Annotated in this window: 16 protein-coding genes and 1 riboswitch; of the genes, 6 read left to right on the forward strand and 10 right to left on the reverse strand. The window is 47.9% G+C overall.

The annotated features are described in order from the left end of the window. Positions 1-95: 95 nt before the first annotated feature. The 3 genes from alr to AOT11_RS20650 form a co-directional block, all read right to left on the reverse strand. Positions 96-1,322 carry an alanine racemase gene (alr, locus tag AOT11_RS20640; protein WP_017422692.1) on the reverse strand — a complete coding sequence of 409 codons (1,227 nt, stop codon included), beginning with the start codon at positions 1,320-1,322 and terminating at the stop codon, positions 96-98. Between the two features lie 47 nt (positions 1,323-1,369). After that, positions 1,370-3,001 (reverse strand): methyl-accepting chemotaxis protein, encoded by a 1,632-nt coding sequence (locus tag AOT11_RS20645; RefSeq protein ID WP_017422693.1) that lies wholly within the window; start codon positions 2,999-3,001, stop codon positions 1,370-1,372. A gap of 401 nt (positions 3,002-3,402) precedes the next feature. Further along, positions 3,403-5,070: an electron transfer flavoprotein-ubiquinone oxidoreductase gene (locus AOT11_RS20650; protein WP_017422695.1), complete on the reverse strand. Its 1,668-nt coding sequence runs from the start codon at positions 5,068-5,070 to the stop codon at positions 3,403-3,405. Positions 5,071-5,276: 206 nt separating this feature from the next. On the opposite strand from AOT11_RS20650, the gene AOT11_RS20655 reads away from it, so the two are divergent. Continuing rightward, entirely contained in the window at positions 5,277-6,053 is a 777-nt protein-coding gene (locus AOT11_RS20655) for an electron transfer flavoprotein subunit beta/FixA family protein (RefSeq protein ID WP_017422696.1), read from the forward strand. A 31-nt stretch (positions 6,054-6,084) separates the two neighbouring features. Next, positions 6,085-7,050, forward strand: coding sequence for an electron transfer flavoprotein subunit alpha/FixB family protein (locus AOT11_RS20660; RefSeq protein ID WP_026050814.1), 966 nt, complete (start codon positions 6,085-6,087; stop codon positions 7,048-7,050). 182 nt (positions 7,051-7,232) lie between these two features. On the opposite strand, the gene AOT11_RS20665 is transcribed toward AOT11_RS20660, so the two are convergent. The 4 genes from AOT11_RS20665 to add all read right to left on the reverse strand — a co-directional run bounded on the left by AOT11_RS20665 (position 7,233) and on the right by add (position 12,166). Continuing rightward, entirely contained in the window at positions 7,233-8,378 is a 1,146-nt protein-coding gene (locus AOT11_RS20665) for a dihydrolipoamide acetyltransferase family protein (RefSeq protein WP_017422698.1), read from the reverse strand. After that, the gene (locus tag AOT11_RS20670) at positions 8,375-9,358 is read right to left on the reverse strand and encodes an alpha-ketoacid dehydrogenase subunit beta (RefSeq protein ID WP_017422699.1); all 984 of its coding nucleotides are present in this window, start codon (positions 9,356-9,358) and stop codon (positions 8,375-8,377) included. The genes AOT11_RS20665 and AOT11_RS20670 overlap by 4 nt, the downstream gene beginning before the upstream one ends. Beyond that, positions 9,351-10,445 (reverse strand): pyruvate dehydrogenase (acetyl-transferring) E1 component subunit alpha, encoded by a 1,095-nt coding sequence (pdhA, locus tag AOT11_RS20675; protein ID WP_017422700.1) that lies wholly within the window; start codon positions 10,443-10,445, stop codon positions 9,351-9,353. The genes AOT11_RS20670 and pdhA overlap by 8 nt, the downstream gene beginning before the upstream one ends. Positions 10,446-11,170: 725 nt before the next feature. Continuing rightward, entirely contained in the window at positions 11,171-12,166 is a 996-nt protein-coding gene (gene add / locus AOT11_RS20685; RefSeq protein WP_017422701.1) for an adenosine deaminase, read from the reverse strand. 23 nt (positions 12,167-12,189) lie between these two features. Next, positions 12,190-12,289: riboswitch (purine riboswitch) on the reverse strand. A 150-nt stretch (positions 12,290-12,439) separates the two neighbouring features. On the opposite strand from add, the gene AOT11_RS20690 reads away from it, so the two are divergent. After that, positions 12,440-12,760 carry a DOPA 4,5-dioxygenase family protein gene (locus AOT11_RS20690; RefSeq protein ID WP_011152302.1) on the forward strand — a complete coding sequence of 107 codons (321 nt, stop codon included), beginning with the start codon at positions 12,440-12,442 and terminating at the stop codon, positions 12,758-12,760. Positions 12,761-12,854: 94 nt separating this feature from the next. Beyond that, positions 12,855-14,396: a DUF3369 domain-containing protein gene (locus AOT11_RS20695; protein ID WP_017422702.1), complete on the forward strand. Its 1,542-nt coding sequence runs from the start codon at positions 12,855-12,857 to the stop codon at positions 14,394-14,396. Positions 14,397-14,485: 89 nt separating this feature from the next. Here AOT11_RS20695 and AOT11_RS20700 read toward each other — a convergent pair whose 3' ends face one another. Next, on the reverse strand, positions 14,486-16,483 hold the full coding sequence (locus tag AOT11_RS20700) for a PAS domain-containing sensor histidine kinase (protein WP_017422703.1): 1,998 nt from the start codon (positions 16,481-16,483) through the stop codon (positions 14,486-14,488). Positions 16,484-16,560: 77 nt separating this feature from the next. Here AOT11_RS20700 and AOT11_RS20705 point away from each other — a divergent pair, with 77 nt between their 5' ends. Continuing rightward, complete coding sequence (locus tag AOT11_RS20705) at positions 16,561-17,541, forward strand: ABC transporter substrate-binding protein (RefSeq protein WP_017422704.1); 981 nt, start codon at positions 16,561-16,563, stop codon at positions 17,539-17,541. 20 nt (positions 17,542-17,561) lie between these two features. Here AOT11_RS20705 and elbB read toward each other — a convergent pair whose 3' ends face one another. Continuing rightward, positions 17,562-18,212, reverse strand: coding sequence for an isoprenoid biosynthesis glyoxalase ElbB (gene elbB, locus AOT11_RS20710; protein WP_017422705.1), 651 nt, complete (start codon positions 18,210-18,212; stop codon positions 17,562-17,564). 88 nt (positions 18,213-18,300) lie between these two features. Further along, the gene (locus AOT11_RS23650) at positions 18,301-18,462 is read right to left on the reverse strand and encodes a hypothetical protein (RefSeq protein WP_017422706.1); all 162 of its coding nucleotides are present in this window, start codon (positions 18,460-18,462) and stop codon (positions 18,301-18,303) included. A 126-nt stretch (positions 18,463-18,588) separates the two neighbouring features. On the opposite strand from AOT11_RS23650, the gene yddG reads away from it, so the two are divergent. Further along, the gene (gene yddG, locus AOT11_RS20715; protein ID WP_017422707.1) at positions 18,589-19,485 is read left to right on the forward strand and encodes an aromatic amino acid DMT transporter YddG; all 897 of its coding nucleotides are present in this window, start codon (positions 18,589-18,591) and stop codon (positions 19,483-19,485) included. Positions 19,486-19,488: the final 3 nt, after the last annotated feature.

Genomic DNA, 19,488 nt, shown 5'->3' on the forward strand with positions numbered 1-19,488 from the left:
GTAGCAACGTTATCTCATTTGTGGTGTTCAACGAGAAACTAGCATAGAGTTTTAGTTGTTATACCGTTCTCGCTAATCAATCCTTTTTACCTGTGTCATTTCACATAGAAACGCGGATTGCTGGTGCCCCAAATGGTGTAAAGCTCCGGAAAAATCACCTCGGCGTTTTCTTCCATTTCACCGACAGAGATGTGCTGATTTTTTTCAGCGCCAAAGAGCGTCACCTCGTCGCCGGGCAGTACGCCTTTGATATTGGACACATCCACCATCGTAGTATTCATTGAAGCAACGCCCACCACATTGGCGCGTTGGCCGTTGATCAGCACTTGCGCTTTATTGCCCATTTTTCGTGGGTAGCCATCGGAATAGCCGACTGTGAGGTTTGCCATCACCGCATCATTTGCTGTGGTAAATGTGCTGTCGTAACCCACGGTGCTGCCTGCCGGAAGCGAATGAAGTGAAGCAATGCGAGTCTTAAACGCCACAATAGAAGGGTACTCAGGGTTGGTCGGGAGATCACCATAGAGCACGCCACCTGGACGAACCATATCCAACTGCGCTTCAGGGACATTTAACGCGGTGTAGGAATTGGCCACATGTAGGGTGATCTCTTCGCGTTTTAGCCCGGCGCTTTCCATTAACCATTGTGCATGTTGGTTAAAGCTCTTTAGCTTTGTTCGGACGTCTTCTGCATTGTAATTCGGGAAATGGGTCATGATACCAACCACGGCAACGGAAGGGTGCGTTGCAATGGCGACCGCTTCTTTTTGTCCACGTTCGGTACTCATATCAATACCATTACGGCCCATGCCACCGTCATTGAGCGCAAGATGAACTTTAATGGTTTTGTTGTACTTTTCTGCCAAGCTTGCCAACTCACGAGCTTGTTGCTCACTGCCAATCAACTCTTCGATATCAAGAGAGATAGCCTGTTCAATTTCACTCGTGCTAGCGGAGCGCACGCGGATTAACTCACCTTCAAATCCACTTTCTCGGACTAATTTCGCCTCCGCATTACTGGCGATAGCCACGCAGGGAATTTGTTGTTCAAGAATGGTTGGCATCAAACCACGAATTCCGTTGCCATACGCGTCGGCTTTCATCACCGCGCAAATTTTGGTTTGTGGGGCAATGTGCGATTTAAATTGTTCAATGTTGCTTTTAAATTGGCCGAGGCTGATTTCGAGCCAAGCATTGGACCCGGCGATTTGGCTGGTTTGGTGAACCGTGTTGTCGAGTAAGAGAGGTGCGCTGTAAGAGAAAGCCGGAGTGAGACTGGCGCTAGCGATGGCAATGGATAGAAGGGTCTTTTTAAAGTTCATGTTATTTCCCTAAGAAAAACCCCAGCACTCAGGCCGGGGTGGTTGTATTAATTCAATTTGAAACGACTCATGACGTCTTGCAGCGAGACAGAAAGTTGAGTCAATTCACGGCACGCTTGCGCGGTTTGCTGCGACCCTTGCGCGACTTCTTGCGAAGCCATGTGAATGTTCTCTATATTGCGGCTGAGTTCTTCCGCAACGGAATCTTGTTGTCCACATGCGGTGGCAATTTGCGCGCCCATGTCTGCGATGTTCGCGATGGACTTTTCAATCGAGCCCATTAACTCTTGTGCGTTGTTACCTTGCTCAACACAAGCGCCAATACTGGTTCTTGAATCTTCGGTTGCGTGTTTGGCTTGTTTTGCCAAATCCTGCAGTTTCTCGATGATCGACGTGATTTCACCGGTTGAATCTTGAGTACGGCCTGCCAAGGTTCTCACTTCATCGGCAACAACCGCAAAGCCACGACCAGATTCGCCAGCACGCGCTGCTTCAATGGCTGCGTTCAGTGCCAAGAGGTTGGTTTGGTCAGCAATACCACGAATCACATCCACCACAACGTTGATCTGGTTCGATTGCGCTTCAAGCTCGGCCACCGTGTCACCCGCTTTGGCAATGATGTCGGCCACCTCTTCGATCGACACCACCATTTGATGCGTCTCTTTCGCGCCATCTTGAGTACGGCGATTCGCATCGTACGCTTGCGATGCAGAGTCTTCGGTATTGCGAGCTACGTCTGCCACTGCCGCTTTCATTTCAGTCATGGCGGTTGCAACTAACGTCACCTGCATTTGTTGATCTTTCATGCCAGAAGCGGACATTTCAGAAATCTGTGTCATTTCTTCTACTGCACTGCTCAATTGGGTTACAGCGGCAATCACGTTGTCGATCACTTGGCGCAAATCCTCTTGCATCTTAATGGTGGCGTCTGCCAGCTCGCCCAACTCATCGTTACCGATCGCGTTGCGGTCAAGATCTTGTGACAGATCACCACGTGCAATGGCGTTCGCCTGACGAACAACGATATTCAGTGGCCCACAAATGATACGAGTTAATAGCAGCGTCATGATCACCATCACAGCAAAGATAGCGATGTTGCTGATAACCGCAGTGGTGTTTAGGCCGTTAACAGACGACAGAATTTGATTCTTGTTGCTGTCCATTGCGCCTTTGAGAATCATCACCAACTTGTTCACTTCCGTCTCGATCGATTCAAAGGTCGACAGTGAGTTGGTGAGAATTGGATAAGCGGCGTCTTTGTCGCCAGCCAGCAATGCGTCGTTAAACTTATCCATGGTGTTGAGGTAACCATTCCAAAGTGACATTAAACGGTTGTAGGTTTGCTCTTCTTCACCTGGCCAGATGCTTTTTCCATACGCGGCGAGTTCCGTTTCGATCTCTCGACGGATGCTTTCGTTACGTGTAATAGTCTGTCTGATTTGGTTCTCGTCGTTCATTGCGAACACAGCAAATTGAGTACGACGCCAATATGAGATTTTATCTCGTACAGCATCCACTTTTTCCATCGCGGGTAGTGTATCTTCGGTGTAGTTTAATAGCTCGGACTTTACCGTATTGAGCTCTGTAGATAAAAAGATCCCGAACGCGATATTGATGACGGCTATGATTGAAAATGCTGCTGCGATTTTCTTGCCGATTGATAGATTTTTAATAAACATGAATGAGTTACCTTCTATGCTTGGTATCAATTATTGCCATTGCAATCTACATCCATATATTTAAAAGTGTGATTTCCTACCAAAATTTCGCGTAATTTATCATTTTTATCATTAGTTGGCGATATTTATTTTGAGCTCTAAATGAAATTTGGTGTTTATCACTTAATATTTGAATGATTGCTAGAGAAATCGGTTTGATTTCACATACCGCTTTAGCTTCAGTTTGACTTATTGACATAAGCATAGAAAGCAAAGTGCGCTTCATCCAATCGAAGTGTGTTTAATTTTTGATTCGAAGCGGCTTCCGCTTCGAGCTTGGTACTTTCTAAGCAGGTATTTTCCAAGCAAGGCATTTTCCACCGATGCAATTTTTTAAGCCGAGTATTGTGTGGCAACTCAATTTACATGTTTTGGTAGTTCGGTCCACCACCGCCTTCTGGCGGTGTCCACGTAATATTCCCTGACGGATCTTTGATGTCGCAGGTTTTACAGTGTAAACAGTTGGCGGCATTTATTTGCAAATAGGGGCCGCTTTCGCCTTCAATAATCTCATACACACCAGCGGGGCAATAACGTTGTGCAGGCTCATCGTACAAATTCAGATGGCGCTTGAGTGCCGTGTAGAGATCGTTCACCATCAGGTGGCAGGGCTGATTTTCCTCATGTTGAGTGGCGGAAAGATAAAGTGATGAGGGTTTGTCAAAGCTCAATACACCATCCGCTTTTGGGTACGCAATGGGAGTGACAACAGCGCACTCATCCAAACAAAGGTGATCGGCTCTATCATCCACAATACACCAACTGGGGGCTTGGCCGGTGAGAGGATACCAAAGATTTTGTTCAAAGGTATTCAGAGCCCCACCAACGAGCGGCCCATAGCGATGTAGGGCGGCAGAGAAGTTTTTCGTCTGCGCGAGCTCATCATAGAGCCAAGAGTGTTCAAATTCACTTTGATAGTCCGCTTCAGTATTTTGCTCGGGCGATTGCCACGCTTTGAAAATGGCCTCAGCGGCGAGCATGCCCGATTTCATCGCGGTATGGCAGCCCTTAATTTTGCCACTATTGAGGGTGCCTGCATCGCAGCCAATCAGTAACCCTCCGGCAAACTGCTGTTTGGGCAGTGAATGCAGCCCACCCTTGGTGATGGCTCTAGCACCGTAAGCGACGCGCTCCGCGCCTTGCAATAGCGGGGCGATAGCGGGGTGATGCTTCATACGTTGAAACTCTTCAAATGGACTGAGGTAGGGGTTGCTGTAGTTCAGGTCGGTGATCAAACCAACGCAAACTTGATGGTTATCCATATGGTATAGAAACCCACCCCCTTGGCTATCAGTGTCACTTAAAGGCCAGCCAGCGAAGTGGGTGACGTTGCCTGCTTGATAGGCTGGGTTCTCTTGAGGCAGTTGCCAAATTTCCTTGATCCCCAAAGCGTAGTGTTGTGGTGGCTTACCTTGGTCGAGAGCAAAGTGCTCAATCAACTGTTTGCCCAAATGACCACGCGCACCTTCAGCAAATACGGTAAAGCGCGCTCTTAGCTCGATGCCTGCTTCAAATCCTGCTTTAGGCTGAGATTGCTTGTCCAGACCCATGTCGGTGGTAATGACTCCCGTGACAATGTCACTTTCATTGATCACCACCTCTTTGGCAGGAAAGCCAGCAAAGACCTCTACACCAAGAGCTTCTGCTTGTTTGGCCAACCAGCGGCAGAGATTACCCAAACTGATCACATAGTTGTCACTGCTGTTGTGAAGTGATTTAGGCACCAGAAAGGCAGGCACTTCAATGTGGTTATGCGCGGTAGTGAGATAAAGCAAGCGATCTTGTGTGATGGGCGTGTCGACTGGCGCGGCTTGATCCTGCCAATCGGGAAAGAGCTCTGCCAATGCACGAGTTTCAAACAAGGCACCAGAGAGGATATGCGCGCCCACTTCTGAGCCCTTTTCTAACACACAAATGGAGAGGGTTTGATTGGAGGCTTGGGCGAGTTGCGCCAAGCGACAAGCGGCTGACAGACCTGCTGGCCCCGCTCCAACAATCACGACATCGAATTCCATGCATTCTCTTTCCATAATGTAAACCTGCCGCTACAGAGTCGTTCATTGGCTTAAATATAGTCCAGTTGACGTAAACGTAAACTTTACTAAGCTGAAATTACCATGTTGCACAAATGTTAATTCAATAAATCTTCGGACAGTTATTTGACGATGTTGAAGTAAAGAGGTTAGCTAAATCGCTTTTATTTCAAATGGTTGGTGATGTCCGTTAAGGAGGCTGCGTGAAAGTATTGGTGGGTATCAAACGCGTGATCGACCCTTATCTCAAAGCGCGTGTAAAAGCGGACGGTTCTGGCGTTGAAATGGCCAATGTGAAAATGACGCTCAATCCGTTTTGCGAAATCGCGGTAGAAGAGGCCGTGCGCCTCAAAGAAGCGGGTCATGCAGAGGAAGTGATCGTTGTCTCCATCGGCGACGAAAGCTGCCAAGAGCAATTAAGAGCCGCGCTGGCGCTGGGGGCGGATAGAGCGATTCATGTCGATCTCTCTTCTGTGGTGGAGAATCCGCAAAATGTGTTGGCGGTAGAACCGCTCACGGTGGCAAAAATTCTCCATCGTCTGATGGAGCAAGAATCGGTTGGATTAGTGCTGCTGGGAAAACAGTCTGTCGACAGTGATAACAACCAAGTGCCGCAAATGCTGGCGGCATTGAGCCAAAGACCTTGCGCAACGTTTGCTTCCAAAGTCGTTGTTTCGGGTGAGCAGGTCAACGTGACGCGAGAAGTCGATGGCGGGTTGGAGGCGTTGCGATTAGTACTTCCTGCCATCATCAGTACGGATCTGCGCCTTAATGAGCCAAGATATGCTTCTTTACCCAACATTATGAAAGCTAAGAAAAAACCGCTGGATGTGATCACTTCGCAGCAGCTCTCCATTGAGATTAAATCGCATCAGCAATTACTGACGGTGAGCACGCCAACAGAGCGCAAAGCCGGAGAGCGGGTGGCGAGTGTGGATCAGCTCATCGAAAAATTGAGAAACGACGCCAAGGTGCTGTAATGCCAGCCGTGACAATGGAGAGAGTAAAGTGATGGAAATAAATGACGTAAAAGTGCTGTTTCTGACTGAGCATAATGACCGGAATATTTGTCCTGAAAGCTTACGAGCCATGAGCGCGGCGTTGCAACTGCAACCTGAGGGCATTACGGCGCTGATCATCGGCCATCAATGCGATGCCGTGGTCGAACATGCGCAGCGTATCCAAGGAATCGCAGAGATCATAGTGCTGGATTCGCCAGCTTATCAACATCCTTTGGCAGAGAACATTGTGCCTGTGATGGCGCAGTTGAGTGAGCCTTATACGCACGTGCTCGCAGCGGCAACCACCTTTGGTAAAAATATACTGCCCGGTGTCGCGGCACTGCGTGATGTTGGTCAGTTGTCCGATGTGGTTGCGATTGAATCGGACGATACCTTTGTTCGGCCAATTTATGCGGGGAATGCGTTAGCCACGGTTAAATCACTCGATGCAGTCAAAATGGTTTCCATTAGAAGCTCTGCGTTTGAAGCCTTATCTGACAATGGCTTAGGTGAAAATGGCAGCAATCAGGTGCCAGTTGTGCGACTCGACAAGGTCGTGGCCGCCGAAAACAGCGAATTTGTCGGTTTGGAGAAGGTAGAAAGTGAGCGGCCAGATTTGCCCAACGCGAGAGTTGTGGTGTCTGGCGGCCGTGGCTTAGGCAGCAAAGAGCAGTTTGCTATGGTGGAGCAATTGGCCGATAAGTTAGGCGCTGCGGTGGGGGCTTCGCGCGCAGCGGTCGATGCGGGTTATGTGTCGAATGATCTGCAAGTGGGGCAAACTGGGAAAATCGTTGCACCGGAGCTGTATATTGCGATTGGCATTTCAGGCGCGATACAGCATCTTGCTGGCATGAAGGAGTCGAAAGTCATTGTCGCGATAAATAAAGACCCAGACGCACCAATATTTCAAGTGGCGGACTACGGTTTGGTGGGCGATCTGTTTGACATCCTGCCGGAACTGTTAGAAAAGGTGTAGAAAGACGCCGAGGTTTTTGAGATGCCCAGTTTGTCGAAACGTAGGGTATTTGTCAGGCTTTGTCGCCGATTCTTGCGTGCTTAACTTTGCATTTTCATCATCGATTCTCACCAAGCAATCTTAAGGGCTTCCTAGTGGAAGCCCTTAGTTCATTAGCCTTTATGCACTGCCTGAGCAACAAGCTACACACTGGGCTTTCTTAAATGCTCTGCCAACGCCTTAGTAAAGCGCGCCGCTTCACCACCCGTACAAGCACGATGGTCAAAGGTGATCGACAAAGGCATTGCTTTGACGGCTACGGCTTTTCCTTCCCGAAGCACCACTTTCTCAATGATTCGACCGGCCCCCACAATCGCCACTTGCGGTGGTGACACCACAGGCGTGGCATAAATTCCGGCGATGGCACCAAAATTCGATAGGGTGATCGTAGCGTGTTGCAACTGCTCACGGCCAATTTTACGCTCGCGAATTCCCGAAACGGTTTGATTGATCCAAGTACGAATGTCGTCGGGTGAAAACTCATCGGCATGTCGCATCACAGGCACATACAAACCGTGGGCACTGTCCACGGCCACACCAATATTCACGGTATGATGCACACAGCGAGTGACGGTATCAGCATCAAACCATGCGTTTAATGCTGGTTCTTGCTGGCAGGCGTAAACGACCGCTTGAACCAAACGAACGGTAATGTCTTCTTGACTGCTCCAATGTTCTAATAGTGCTTCCTCGGTAATGGTGACTGCAGCCACTTGCAGATGAGATTCGGTCATCGTGGTCATCATGGTGCGTCGTGCGCCTTTGAGCACTTCCGTACCGGGGCGTTGTTTACCCGCTTCGTCGTAGACATCGTGATCCATAATCAACCCGGATGGGCCAGTACCAGACACCATATCCAAATTCACCCCGAGTTTTTGCGCCAGCAAACGAGCCGATGGTAAGGCAGTCACCCGTTTCTCTGTGGTGTGGTTTTGGTTGCCACTGATCCAAAAATCGTCCACTTTCACCTGATGCATCTGATTGGACACATGACCCACCACCGTGGCGGCATCTTCGCGTTGTTGCACTTTTTTGTCTTGGCTAGTGGCGGCTTCGCCGTCTTCGATTTCCAGCAACGGCGCACCTATGTTAACGACATCGCCTTCGTTACCATGCCGAGTGACAATAGTTCCGGCCCAGGGGGCTGGCACATCAACCGTTGCCTTGGCGGTTTCCACGGTGAGGATCACTTGGTCGACTTCCACTTTGTCACCGACGCTGACGTGCCACTTAATAATTTCTGACTCAGCGAGCCCTTCGCCAAGATCCGGTAGGATAAAGGTTTTCATTTCCAGCCCTCCATAAGCTCACGAGCGGCGAGCACAATATCTTGCTCTTGAATCATGAAGTAATCCTCATTGCGGTAGTAAGGCATGATGGTATCCATACCTGTTACGCGTTTAGGCGGTGCTTTCAGCAAGCACATTGCCTGCTCAGCGACGCGGGCAATGATCTCACCACCCACGCCACCGCTGCGACTGGCCTCGTGCACCACCAATAAACGTCCGGTTTTTTCTAAAGATTGGAAAATGGTTGCCATATCAAGTGGCTTGATACTGGCCAAATCGATCACTTCCGCCTCAATGCCTTGTGAGGAGAGCGTTTGAGCGGCTTGCAGAGATTCCACCACGCACGCGCCCCATGTCACTAAGGTTACATCGCGGCCTTTACGCAAGGTGAAACAGCTATCAAGTGGTAGAGCTTCGCCGTTATCCACCACCTCCGATTTAACGGTGCGGTAAATGCGTTTGGGTTCAAAGAACATCACAGGATCATCACTGCGGATGGCGGCGAGCAAAAGTCCGTAAGCGCGCTGAGGCGAAGAAGGAATCACCACCTTAAAGCCGGGAATATGGGCAAAGAGCGCTTCGATACTTTCAGAGTGGTGCTCTGGGGCGTGAATACCGCCGCCAAAAGGGGCGCGAAACACCGCAGGGCAGGTGAGTCGTCCTCGAGTGCGATTTCGCATTCTCGCCGCATGACAAATCAGGTGTTCCATCGCTGGAAACACAAAGCCTTGAAACTGAAATTCGGCAACTGGCCTCATTCCTTGTGTCGCCATACCGACCGCTACGCCACCAATTAACGCTTCGGCCAGCGGCGAGTCCATCACTCGCTTTAGGCCAAATTTTTGTTTGAGACCAACTGTTGCGCGAAACACGCCGCCGTTGTCCCCCACATCTTCACCAAGCACCACGACGTTTGCATCGCGCTCCATCTCGTGATGAAGGGCGAGGTTGACTGCTTCAACTAGGGTAAGTTCAGCCATGCTTGCCTCCCTGCATGCGCATTACTTTATTAATTAACATGTCTCGTTGAGCATGGAGCTCGGTCGGCAACGAGGCGTAGAGATAATCAAAGGCACTTTCGGGGGCTTGTGGCGGAAGCGAAAGATAATGTGCGACGGCTTGCTCCACTTGTTGTTTGCAATGGGCTAACCATTGTTGCTCGAGCTCTTCATTCCACAGCCCTTGAGCGGTTAAATAGGCTTGAAGACGTTTGATGGGTTCATACTGCCATGCTTGTTTTAGCTCATCGGCGCTGCGATATCGGCTTGCATCGTCGGCAGTGGTGTGATCACTCAGACGATAGCTGATGGCTTCAATCAATGTCGCGCCTTTGCCTTTCCTTGCTCTGCCCAAAGCGTTGCTAACGGCATCGTAAACAGCGACCACGTCATTGCCATCCACGGTGATTCCGGGAATGCCAGCTCCTTTAGCTTTCTCTGACAGCAAATCTGCCGCACATTGCAACTGACGAGGAACGGAGATCGCCCACTGGTTGTTGTTAACGACAAACACTAAAGGTAAATGCCACACGCCCGCGCAGTTGATGGATTCCAAAAAATCGCCTTTGGAGGTTGCCCCATCGCCACAGGTCACCAAAGCGGCGTCATGATTACCTTGAATTTTGAGTGCGGAGGCAACACCAACGGCGTGCGTGCATTGGGTGGCAATGGGAACACAGAAGGGTAAATCAGCGCAGTGTAAGTGACTTTCCTCGGGACAAAAATCGCTGCCGCGTTCATCTCCGCCCCAATATTGCAGGTTTTTCTCCATGCCAATACCACGAACCCACATGGCGGGCATGTCTCGATAGTAAGGAATGAATACGTCAGAAGGTTTGAGCGCGTGACCAATGCCAACCCCAAATGCTTCAGAGCCAAGGTGGGATGGGTAGGTGCCAAGTTTCCCCGTTCTTTGTAGCGCCACCGCTTTATTGTCGTACGCTCTGGTGATGAGCATGTCGCGGTAAAATTGGACAAGACGCTCCCCGCTAGCCCAAGAAGGGAGCGGGCTTTGCACATTCCCTTCATAGTCGAGGAATCGGTGCATTGGCAGTGCCTGAATATTCATCTCAAGCTCCTTTTGATTAGCCTACCGCCATAGGAGATAAGCTGACACAAGAATGAAAGAGAATGTCCAATTCACATCACATGAGATGCGCTAGATATGCGCAATTTCTTAAAATTGTCTCCTGTGAAAACGAAAGTGGCTATTTGATGCTTCTGCATTTACCAACTTCCACAGTGATCCATCTTGGGACATCCGATTTACTGTAAGTGTAATCAAAATGTTAAATTTCGCTAAGATTAGATTGTTTTCAAGCAGTAAACTCTGCCTTACACCGCTGAGAATTAGGACAATGTTTCAGCTTTGGCATTTGGGCTTGTTAAAATTTGAAGGAAATAACTAGGGTCTGTTGACCTTTTGCGGTTAAATTTTGTTCGAGAAAAAAGTGTTTTAATCGCGGCGAGAGGTTTGTCGCCTAGTCATTCTAAGCAAAACACCTCTCAACAAAGAGTAAAACGCTTTTATCCGAACCCTTCGGGCAGCGTTTGTGACTCCTTTTTGCTGCGTTATCGGCTTATCAGGTAGGGCAGCTACATTTCAAAGCCTCTGCCTTGCACAAAGAACCCACAAACTGCTGCAAAAATCAGCTCAAAAGGTCAACAGACCCTATGGTTGACAGAAAACATCTCAGAATATTCGTGAAAAAAGATGAGCGTTATTTATCTGTGGAAGAAAGAAAAACGCCTTCCGTTGGGAAGGCGCATTATCGATATCGGCTTGTGTAATGCTTACTGAGCGAAGCTCAATAGATGCTGTTTAACGGCATCAGATGTGAAGGCATTGTTGACACTGATGGTGTAGATATCAAAGTATTCCGCTTCTGTCAGCTTAAAGGCCTCAACGACTTTACGCACTTCGTCGGTCATCGTGGTGTTCGACACGGTACGGTTGTCAGTGTTGATCGTCACGGCAATACCGTCTTTGTAGAACGCTTTAATTGGATGTTCACTCAAGCTGTTGACAGCCTTGGTCTGAACGTTACTGCTAGGGCAGGTTTCCAGAGCCACTTCTTCCCCTTTAACAAGCTGGTAAGCTTCTGGGTGGTTGTGGATGAAGATGCCGTGGCCAACACGCTCTGCGCCAAGCAAAGAAATCGCGTCATAGACGTTTTGTCCTGCACCTTGCTCACCTGCGTGAATAGTGATGCGGTAACCCAACTCTTTTGCGTATTGTGCGTAAGGAACAAACTCGTGACAGAATCCAGGAACTTCAGAGCCAGCGAGGTCAAAAGCCACAATACCATCATTAAGGTGTTTTGCGCCTGCTTCTAAAACCGCTTTAATTTGGTCTTTTGGCATGGTGCGTAGAATAGACAAAATGTAGTTACCGTGGATGTCGTATTGCGCTTCTGCACGTTTCATTCCACGAACCACGCTGTCCATGATCTCTTCAAGGCTCAAGCCTTTTACTTGGTGTAAAAGTGGGCCAAAGCGAACTTCTAAATATTTGACGTTCTCGTTTGCAGCGTCTTCGAATAGCTCAAATGAAATTCTCTCTAGCGCTTCTGCCGTTTGCATGACCATACCTGGCAACTCAAAGCGTTTCAGATACTCATCCAAACTTGGGCAAGTTTCTGGTGCAACCATCATCTCTTTGATCACGTTGATGTCACGTGATGGCAGGGTGAGGTTCTGTTCGTCAGCAAGGTCAATAATTGTCTGCGGGCGTACGCTACCATCTAGGTGGCAGTGCAAATCGATCTTCGGCAGGTCAAAGTAATTCATGAGTCTTCTCTTTATAAAATTTCGGATAAAGCGACAGACTTCATAATCAAGAGTTTAAGGCTCTTGGTAGAAACTCCCAAACCATATCATTAGGATTATATGAAGCGTTGATCGCCGAAAGTCTAGCACCTGTTTTTCGCCTCAGCAATGTGACAAAAGGGGCTTTTTCATAGGGAAGTTCGATTTTTTTGATAGACTCTATCGATATCTGTTGATTGGAAACGCTCAACAAACCGCTAGAATGAAACAAATTATTTCAAAAGGTTACTCTGTATGTTTCACGCCCATGTTTATTACCCCCTGATTCGTCGTCAAGATGCGTTGAAGATCCATCAGCAGATCCGCAATGAACGCCAAGATGTCACAGCGATATTTCCGCTGGTCGATCGTCTCGTTGGCCCGCATAAGATGCCGATGTTTGAACTGCACTTTCACGATAATCAACAAGGGCTGATTGAATGGTTAGATGCACATCGCGGCGATCTGTCCGTATTGATTCATCCGGTCAGTGACGAGCATTTACTCGACCACACTGAACGCGCTCACTGGCTAGGCAAAGAACTTGGCATTTTTGAAGAAACGCTAAGCGATTGAAACTCATCAGGCTGTTTTTATGCTTTTGCTCCTCTTTCTCTGCTGGATTTGTGCTAAACCTAGAAGGTGAGTAATAAAAATGAAAGGGTGACAAATGGACTTGTTTGCAGACCATCGTGCAGAAAATCAACCTCAAGAGCCTACACAGAGCCTTCGCCTATGTAAGCCATGGAAAGTTTTGCTGGTGGATGATGATGAACAAATGCATCAGGTCACTCGATTAGCGCTTAGTGGTTTTCAGTTCCAAGAGAGAAAGTTGGAACTTATTTCCGCGCTATCAGGACAAGAGGCTCGGCAGATTTTACAGCAGCAAACGGATATTGCCGTTGCTTTTGTCGATGTGGTGATGGAAACCGAACATGCGGGCCTCGAGTTGGTTAAGTTCATTCGTGAGCAACTAAAGAACCGCTTGATTCGCCTCGTGCTCAGGACGGGGCAAGCAGGGCAGGCACCGGAAGATATCGTCATCAAGGAATATGAGATTGATGATTATAAAGAAAAAACCGAGCTCACCACGCAAAAATTGAAAACGGTTCTCTATTCCATGTTGCGCGCCTATCGCGACCTTTGCTTGATTGAAGAACAAAAAGAGGGCTTGAGTAAGGTGATTCAAGCCTCTGCATATGTACAAAATACCACCTCTCTGCAGAATTACGCTTCAGCCGTGCTAGAACAGCTCACTTCACTGCTCAAGTTAGAAAAATCCGCTTTTTATTGCATTGTTAAACCCGACCCTAACGGCGAGGTTTGCCGAGCCATGACGCTGGCAGCAACGGGTTCTTATGTCGATCTCTACTCTGAGTGTGCGTTTGAAAAATTGCCAGAGTTGGTGGCAGAACGCTGTCAACAAGTGTTGGAGAGCCATCAAACCACACACTTTGGTGATGCGTTTGTATTGTATAGCCACGATGAACAGGGCGTGGACAATTTACTCTATGTAAATCTCAACAAGCAGTTGTCTGAGTTAGATCGACAACTGCTTGAAATCTATATGCAAAATATTGGGCTCACCTTTGAAAATCTTAATTTGTTGCTTGATGTCCGAGAGACCTCCAAGGAACTGGTCTACAACCTTGCCAATGCGGTGGAAGCGCGCAGTAAAGAAACTGGTGCGCACGTACAACGCGTTTCGTTGATTTCAGAGAAACTGGCGCAGTTGTACGGACTCAGTGATTTCGAAGTCAATTTGATCAAGCACGCCTCACCGTTGCATGATGTGGGCAAAGTGGCGATTCCTGACAGCATTCTTCACAAGCCCGGTAAGCTGGATGCGCAAGAGTGGGAAATCATGAAAAAGCACGTCGAATATGGCGTCAACATCTTGAGTAAATCCAAACGACGCCTCTTCGCCATTGCGAAAGAAATCGCTGGGACACATCACGAAAAGTGGGACGGTTCAGGGTATCCGATGGGGCTGAAAGGAGAGTCGATCCCGATCAGTGGCCGAATTACGGGCTTGGCGGATGTGTTTGATGCGTTAGGGGCAAAACGCAGCTACAAAGAACCGTGGTCTGACGAACAAATTCGCCAAGAAATCGAAGCGCAAAAAGGCAAACATTTCGATCCCCGATTAGTGGATTTGTTGTTCGAAAATTGGCAAGCGTTTATCGATATTCGTATTCAGCACCCTGACTAGCGAGTCCTTTGGGTATCCTTTCTTATTTCTCCGCTCTTGTTTTTTTTGCGAACTCCGTGCTATTTAGCACGGGGTTCTTGTTATTGAAATCAGGCACTTTTCTGAGCAAGCTCTATTTGCATTGGCAGTTCTTTGGGCAGTGTAATCACAAAATGCACACCTTGGTTTGGCTCTGAATGAAAAGAGAGGTCACCTTTGAGCTTTTGTTTGACTAAATTAAACACCAGATTTAAGCCTAATCCAGAACCACCTTTTCCTCGTTTACTGGTATAAAACGGCTCGAAAATCTTTTGATGTAACGACTCTTCAACGCCGGAGCCGTTGTCTTGATACTCCAATATGACGTTTTGTTCTTGTTCAGAAATGCGGACAAGAATCTCGGGGTTTGGTTGAGTACTGAAGGCGTGATTGACACTGTTGAGGACAAGATTTGAGACGATTTGAGTGAGAACACCGGGCAAACTGTTCATGACCACATCCTCTGGCGACTCCACGATGGGAGCCACAGGCACCTTGCGTGTTTCGGGATGCAGGCTGGCCATTAACGCATCAAGCACTTGTTTGACATTGAACTCACTGCGGCTTTCGGAGATTTGATCGACCGCCGTTTGTTTGAAATCTCGGATCAGTTTCGCTGCACGGTTAAGGTTGTTTTCCAGCATTTGGCTGCTGTCAGAAATTCTCTGCATGACGTCGGCAAATTGCGTGCTGGTTAAAGTTTGATTGGAAAAGGCTTGATTGAGCTCAATGGAGGCATCTCGAATAATCGAAGAGGCGGTCACGGCGATACCAAGTGGGGTGTTGACTTCGTGTGCAACACCAGCAACAAGCCCGCCCAATGCTGCCAGTTTTTCTGATTCCACTAGCTGTTCTTGTGTGGCTTTGAGCTGTTCCATGCTTTGCTTTAAGTCGAGGGTTCTTACCGCCACTTCATGCTCAAGGTTTTGGTTGAGTTGTTGCAGTTCGATCTGCGTGAGCTTGAGGTCCGTAATATTAATCGTGGTGCCACGAAAACCGAGAAATTTGTTTTCTTCATATTTCGCTATGGCTTGAAAAAGAAAATGGTAAGTAATGCAGTTTAAGGTGATGCTCTCTTCACACATGGAAAAGTCGTTACGTTTAAGCATGTAACTGGTGAGATTTTTGGCATCAGATAAGGCTTCAATTTCAATCAGTAACGGCTTTTCTAAAGGCTCGATGCCCAACTGTTCCATCATGGCTTCTGAACAATATGTCAGCCTGCCCAGCTCGTCGGTTTCCCATAACCAATCTGAGGAGACGTGGGTGAAATCCGCCAGCCGCTCTTGTTCCTGTTTGATATTGCGATACAAGGTGGTGACATTGCCAGTGATTCGGTTGGTCTCTTCGCCTAACCAATCGAGCTCGTCATCGTTCTCCATGATCCATTGGTAATGCGCAAGTTGAAGCGGTTCTGAAGGATGACGTGGATTGTAACGACGGAGATACTGAGCGATTTCGAAGATCCGACGATTCACGCTGGCGTGAAAGATCATCAATATGATGTAGCAAACAAAGGCCGTTTTTAACGCGTTGAGTGTGAGGGTCACGAGGAATTGTTTCAGCAAATAGTGATAAATTTCTTGCGCGTCAGATTCAACATAGATGGTACCTATGGTCTCCATATTGCCGTCCATGGCATTGTGGTAGGTCAGTGGGTAGGTATCGGCAATGGCTCCCTGTTCTGCACGTTTTCCTGCGCTGAAGGTGTAGTCTTCCGATTTGATTTCAAGGTAGTCAATTTTCGGTAGGTTCACTAAACCATCGAGTCGTTCTTGCAAGAGCACCAAATCGAATGACCACAACGACGCCGACAGCAGCCCTGCATGAACATTTTGAATTTCGTAGTGACGTTGTTCAACATCATTAAACTCCTTGTCGTAATCCCAGTAGAGCTGGAGCAGGGTGGTAAGCAAGGTAAAAAGACCACTCAACAATATCATGATGAGAATGATTCGACGGCCTATTCGGCTAAACAGCGGATTATTGATACTTTCTTCATAATTGTGTTTACGGCTCATAGCATCCCAGCTTTTCTTGGTTCTAATAGCTTCATTATAGACACCCATGCTGAACTCGATTGAAATAAGCGTAATTCGAGGAGTTTGACTACACTCAGTTCATGACGTCATCGAGAGGCCGTCACATGAGAGCCGTTTTAGCGTTGATAATACTAAGTTGGACCTGTGTTCCTTCTTTCGCTTATAGTGCAAAAGTGCTGATCATTGAGAGCTATCATGCTCAGTATGAGTGGGATGAAAGCTATTTGTATGGGATTCGGCAAGAGGTCGGTGAGCGCGCTCAGATAGCCACTTTTGAAATGAACACTAAGCGAGTCCCCAAAGAGCAATACGCCGCAATGGCGGAAAAAGCGTTTGCGAAGTACCAGGCTATGAAGCCAGATGTTGTCGTACTGGGTGACGATAATGCGCTGAGTTATCTCTATCCGTATCTGTACGATGAACCTATTTCCATGGTGTTTCTTGGTATTAATTCCAACCCTCGTAAGCTGTTTGCGGACTATCCTGGACAAGCCAAAGTGACCGGCATTTTAGAGTTGCCTCTGTTTGTGAAAAACGTTGGGGAAATCAAGCGGATTCTTGGCCGCTCACCATTGAAAATTTGGGTATTGTTTGACTCTGGCGTGACCTCTGCCATTGCAGGGGAATATATTGAAAGCCAATATCAGATGATTAAAAAGAGTTTGGGGGTCGAAGTGGCGATTTATCTTGTCGATACTCAGGCTCATTGGCAAGAGATGGTAAGACGAGCGAAAGAGGAAAGCGTCGACGCGATTTTAGTTGGGCTGTATCACACGCTCGTGGATGAGGAGGGGAACAGTGTTCCTTCCGATGAGATCTTATTTTGGACCAATCAACATTCGGAAGTGCCTTTGTTTGGTTTTTGGGACTTTTCGGTTGGCAAAGGAAAAACGGCAGGTGGCGTAGTATTGTTTGGTGAAGTTCAAGGTCGACATGTTGGTCGAATTATCAATCAACTGATTGATGGTAAATCGGCTGACGCGATTCCCATCCAAATCGGTAATCAGGGAAGGCCTCTTTACAGTGATTCGGAAATGCGACGCTGGAATTTACTCCCCCCCAAAGGATGGGAGGGAATTGAGTAGTTAAATCGCGAGATGGTTGTTTAGGCGATTTCGATCAATTTGTTAACCAGTTTCTCGATCCCTGATGCAGCTTCGACAATGGAACCTGCAAGCATATAAGCTGGGGTGGAAAGCACCTTATGTTGCGGATCGAAATGCATCTCTTCGACTGAGCACTCGACGTGCTTACCTCCCATTTGACTAAATGCCGCCGCGGTTGCGACATCGTTGCCAATGGTGCCTTCAACGCCTGAAGCGTAGACCATAGGGATAATGGTTGGTGCAATGCACAAGTAACCTGCTGGTTTGCCTGCTTGGGCAAAGTCGCGACAGGCTTTGGCGACACTTTCATTTACTTGGCATTCAGCGCCAGAAATAGCGAAATTGGTTAAGTTTTTTGCTGCGCCAAATCCGCCCGGCAAAAGCAGCGCATCGTAATCATCGACCCTTAGTTTACTGACATCGTCGATATTGCCACGTGCGATACGGGCAGACTCCACCAAAACGTTTCTGGATTCGTCCATCTCTTCACCGGTTTTATGATTGATCACATGCAGTTGTTGGATGTTTGGCGCATAGCAGTGCCAACTTGCACCTGCTTTCTCAATTGCATAGAGAGCTAGAACTGCCTCGTGAATTTCGCTGCCATCAAACACACCACAGCCACTGAGTATCACCGCTACTTTTTTCATTTCTTACCTTCCTTTTGACGGAGTTCCGTTTGCTCAGCTTAACCAACTTTGCCTGTGAGTGGAAAAGTGCGATACCGATTCTGTGCGGCTATTCAATGTCGACCTTGCGACTTTCGTGATCGCTTTCTTGGCGAGGTTCGTCACTGTGCTGCAGGGAGGTTTCTTGTTCTTGATGCTCCGACTCCTCTTCTTGGTAATGACGGACAACGAAGGGGGTAAGCATGACACTAGACGGAAGAAAACGTTTCATAGTAACTCCTAACTGACGGGATCGTTTTGTTTATATCGAGTTTGGTGGTGTTTGTTTTTGAACTAGGTCAGTTTTGCAGTAAGCTCTTCGTTTGATATGCCGTTGCTGCGCTAGGGATCACAGATAATGACAACAACCCATCGTTACACCTTATTTGGTTTGCTCGCCATTTTATTTTGGAGCTGTTTACTGGCCATGACGCGTATGGTTGCGGAATATTTTGGCCCGTTGGGTGGGGCGGCTCTTCTCTACAGCTTGAGTGCGATTTTGTTGGTGATGGTGCTTGGCATTCCAAAGTTGAGCTATTTCCCCAAACGCTACCTTTTGGTTGGTGGCGCCTTGTTTGTCAGCTATGAAATTCTCCTAGCACTGGCGTTGGGTTATGCCGATAGTCGAATGCAATCTATTCAAGTTTCAATCGTCAATTATCTTTGGCCAGCTTTGACGGTGTTGTTTGCGGTGTGGGGGAGCGCTAAGAAAACCAGCTTGTGGCTTTATCCTGCGGTTCTACTAGCCTTTATTGGCGTAGCGTGGACGGTCAGCGGTGATGATGGTGTATCACTGACAATGATTCAGGCGAATGTGATGGCCAATCCTTTGGTGTTTATCATGGCTTTTGCTGGGGCAATCATCTGGGCGATTTATTGCAATGTGACGCAAAGAGCGCGCTGCAAACATAACGCAATCACGCTGTTTTTTATCGCCACGGCAATAACCTTATGGGTGAAATGGTGGCTCTCTGGTTCTGTTCCCTCTTTGCATTTTGAGTGGCAAGGTGTCGGGGTTCTGTTTGTTGCCTCGGCATTGATGGCGGGAGGATATGCGTTGTGGAATGTCGCGATCGTTGGCGGGAATATGGTTCTGCTTGCGACAATGTCTTACTTTACGCCAATTCTTTCTTCTTTATTGTCTTCGATGATTCTTGCCGTGAGTTTACCCAGTACATTTTGGCAGGGTGTCGCTATGGTAACCATTGGTTCACTGACATGTTGGTGGCTTACCAGAAATAAAAACGCCGTCTAGTAA

This window comes from Vibrio vulnificus NBRC 15645 = ATCC 27562, assembly GCF_002224265.1.
Lineage (GTDB): Bacteria > Pseudomonadota > Gammaproteobacteria > Enterobacterales > Vibrionaceae > Vibrio > Vibrio vulnificus.

Coding starts and splice junctions, on each gene's coding strand:
- AOT11_RS20670 (WP_017422699.1), bottom strand. CDS start 9,358: ATGGCTGAACTTACCCTAGTTGAAGCAGTCAACCTCGCCCTTCATCAC.
- AOT11_RS23650 (WP_017422706.1), bottom strand. CDS start 18,462: ATGAAACGTTTTCTTCCGTCTAGTGTCATGCTTACCCCCTTCGTTGTC.
- pdhA (WP_017422700.1), bottom strand. CDS start 10,445: ATGAATATTCAGGCACTGCCAATGCACCGATTCCTCGACTATGAAGGG.
- AOT11_RS20660 (WP_026050814.1), top strand. CDS start 6,085: ATGGAAATAAATGACGTAAAAGTGCTGTTTCTGACTGAGCATAATGAC.
- add (WP_017422701.1), bottom strand. CDS start 12,166: ATGAATTACTTTGACCTGCCGAAGATCGATTTGCACTGCCACCTAGAT.
- AOT11_RS20690 (WP_011152302.1), top strand. CDS start 12,440: ATGTTTCACGCCCATGTTTATTACCCCCTGATTCGTCGTCAAGATGCG.
- AOT11_RS20645 (WP_017422693.1), bottom strand. CDS start 3,001: ATGTTTATTAAAAATCTATCAATCGGCAAGAAAATCGCAGCAGCATTT.
- AOT11_RS20705 (WP_017422704.1), top strand. CDS start 16,561: ATGAGAGCCGTTTTAGCGTTGATAATACTAAGTTGGACCTGTGTTCCT.
- AOT11_RS20665 (WP_017422698.1), bottom strand. CDS start 8,378: ATGAAAACCTTTATCCTACCGGATCTTGGCGAAGGGCTCGCTGAGTCA.
- AOT11_RS20650 (WP_017422695.1), bottom strand. CDS start 5,070: ATGGAAAGAGAATGCATGGAATTCGATGTCGTGATTGTTGGAGCGGGG.
- elbB (WP_017422705.1), bottom strand. CDS start 18,212: ATGAAAAAAGTAGCGGTGATACTCAGTGGCTGTGGTGTGTTTGATGGC.
- AOT11_RS20695 (WP_017422702.1), top strand. CDS start 12,855: ATGGACTTGTTTGCAGACCATCGTGCAGAAAATCAACCTCAAGAGCCT.
- yddG (WP_017422707.1), top strand. CDS start 18,589: ATGACAACAACCCATCGTTACACCTTATTTGGTTTGCTCGCCATTTTA.
- AOT11_RS20700 (WP_017422703.1), bottom strand. CDS start 16,483: ATGGGTGTCTATAATGAAGCTATTAGAACCAAGAAAAGCTGGGATGCT.
- alr (WP_017422692.1), bottom strand. CDS start 1,322: ATGAACTTTAAAAAGACCCTTCTATCCATTGCCATCGCTAGCGCCAGT.